The sequence below is a fragment of the Thalassospira sp. MCCC 1A02491 genome, from assembly GCF_001613785.1.
Lineage (GTDB): Bacteria > Pseudomonadota > Alphaproteobacteria > Rhodospirillales > Thalassospiraceae > Thalassospira > Thalassospira povalilytica.
Window position 1 is genome coordinate 1 of sequence record NZ_LPVX01000026.1, and the last position, 3,042, is coordinate 3,042.

Genomic DNA, 3,042 nt, shown 5'->3' on the forward strand with positions numbered 1-3,042 from the left:
GCGATGACGTTGCCACCACGACTGGCTCGATCACCGTCGATGTGGCTGGAGTTGCGGATGCACCGACCTTGGATGTCGCTGATGCTTCTGGCAGAGAAGATTCTGCAATCGCATTGGATATCGATGCGGGTCTGACCGACAGCTCGGAAGTTCTGAGCGTTACCATTTCTGGCGTTCCGGATGGCGCGACCTTGTCGGCTGGTACCGATAACGGTGATGGCACCTGGACGCTGAACCCGGATCAGCTCGAAGGACTGACGATTACGCCGGCTGAAGACTTCAGCGGTTCGTTTGATTTGGGCGTGGCCGCGACTTCAGCTGATGGCGAAGACGTTGCGACCACAACCGGCAGCATCACTGTCGATGTGGCTGGCGTTGCCGATGCACCGACTTTGGAAGTCGCGGATGCCTCTGGCTCCGAAGATTCTGCAATTGCACTTGATATCGACGCTGGCCTGACGGACAGCTCGGAAGTTCTGAGTGTTACCATTTCCGGCGTTCCGGACGGCGCGACGTTGTCAGCAGGGACTGATAATGGTGATGGTACCTGGACCCTGAACCCGGATCAGTTGGAAGGCCTGACGATCACGCCGGCTGAAGACTTCAGCGGGTCGTTTGATCTCGGCGTTGCGGCGACGTCGGCTGATGGCGAAGACGTTGCGACCACAACTGGCAGCATCACGGTTGATGTTGCCGGCGTTGCTGACGCCCCAACTTTGGATGTGTCCGATGCTTCGGGCAGCGAAGATTCCGCAATTGCATTGGATATCGATGCGGGTCTTACAGATTCCAGTGAAGTTCTGAGTGTTACCATCTCGGGCGTGCCGAACGGTGCGACCCTGTCGGCAGGTACCGATAATGGTGACGGTACCTGGACCCTGAACCCGGACCAGCTGGAAGGTCTGACGATCACACCGGCTGAAGATTTCAGTGGATCGTTTGACCTTGGTGTGACGGCAACCTCTGCCGATGGCGATGACGTTGCGACCACAACCGGCAGCATCACGGTTGATGTAGCGGGTGTTGCTGACGCACCGACCCTTGATGTGTCCGATGCTTCCGGCAACGAAGATTCGGCGATTGCACTTGATATCGACGCTGGACTGACCGACAGCTCGGAAGTTCTCAGCGTTACGATCAGTGGCGTGCCGGACGGTGCAACCCTGTCGGCCGGGACGGACAATGGTGACGGCACCTGGACGCTGACCCTGGACCAGTTGGAAGGTCTGACGATCACGCCTGCTGACGACTTCAGCGGATCGTTCGATCTTGGCGTTACCGCGACTTCCGCTGATGGCGACGATGTTGCAACTACCACCGGCTCGATCACCGTTGATGTCTCCGCTGTTGCGGATGCACCGACCTTGGATGTCGCAGATGCCAGTGGTTCTGAAGATTCCGCAATTGCACTTGATATCGACGCAGGCCTGACGGACAGCTCGGAAGTTCTGAGTGTCACGATCAGTGGCGTCCCCGACGGAGCAACCTTGTCGGCTGGTACCGACAATGGTGACGGCACCTGGACGCTGAATCCGGACCAGTTGGATGGCCTGACGATTACACCGACTGAAGACTTCAGTGGGTCGTTTGATCTTGGTGTGACCGCAACCTCTGCCGATGGTGAGGATGTTGCGACGACCACCGGGACGATCACAGTTGATGTGACTGGTGTTGCGGATGCGCCGACGCTTGATGTGAGTGATGCATCGGGTAATGAAGATTCTGCGATTGCGCTCGATATCGACGCCGGTCTCACGGATGCCAGTGAAGTTCTGAGCATTACCATTTCCGGCGTTCCGGATGGCGCGACCCTGTCGGCAGGTACCGATAATGGTGACGGTACCTGGACCCTGAACCCGGATCAGTTGGAAGGCCTGACGATCACCCCGGCTGAGGACTTCAGCGGGTCGTTTGATCTTGGCGTGACCGCGACCTCTGCCGATGGCGATGACGTTGCAACGACCAGTGGTTCGATCACGGTTGATGTTGCGGGTGTTGCCGATGCACCGACGCTGGATGTGACTGATGCCAGCGGCTCTGAAGATTCTGCAATTGCACTCGACATCGACGCCGGTCTCACGGATTCCAGTGAAGTTCTGACGGTAACGATCAGCGGCGTTCCGGATGGTGCAACCTTGTCGGCGGGTACCGATAATGGCGATGGCACCTGGACGCTGAACCCGGATCAGTTGGAAGGTCTGACGATCACGCCGGCTGACGACTTCAGCGGGTCGTTTGATCTTGGTGTCTCTGCTCAATCAACTGATGGTGGCGATATCGCAACCACGACCGGCTCGATCACCGTTGATGTAGCTGGTGTTGCTGATGCGCCCACCTTGGATGTGTCCGATGCCTCTGGTTCTGAAGACAGCGCTATTGCGCTCGATATCGACGCAGGCCTGACGGACAGCTCGGAAGTTCTGTCGATCACGATTAGCGGTGTTCCCGACGGTGCGACCCTTTCGGCAGGTACTGATAATGGTGACGGTACCTGGACGCTGAATCCGGATCAGTTGGAAGGTCTGACAATCACGCCGGCTGAGGACTTCAGTGGGTCGTTTGACCTTGGTGTGACCGCGACCTCTGCCGATGGTGAAGACGTTGCGACCACTACCGGCTCGATCACCGTTGATGTAGCTGGTGTGGCAGATACGCCGACGCTCGAAGTGTCCGATGCCTCTGGCTCGGAAGATTCTGCCATCGCGCTCGACATTGACGCCGGTCTCACGGATTCCAGTGAAGTTCTGACGGTAACGATCAGTGGTGTTCCGGACGGCGCGACCTTGTCAGCTGGTACTGACAATGGTGACGGCACCTGGACCCTGAGCCCGGATCAGCTCGAAGGTCTGACGATCACGCCGGCTGAAGATTTCAGCGGGTCATTTGATCTTGGTGTCACCGCGACTTCCGCCGATGGCGATGACGTTGCGACGACCACGGGTAGCATCACTGTTGATGTTGCGGGTGTTGCGGACGCACCAACGCTGGATGTGACTGATGCCAGCGGTTCTGAGGATTCCGCAATTGCATTGGATATCGATG

General features: G+C 57.9%; 1 protein-coding gene. It reads left to right on the plus strand.

The genetic code is table 11. The features are described 5' to 3' along the window. On the plus strand, positions 1-3,042 hold a 3,042-nt coding region (locus AUQ42_RS15920; protein WP_231856721.1), incomplete at both ends, for an Ig-like domain-containing protein.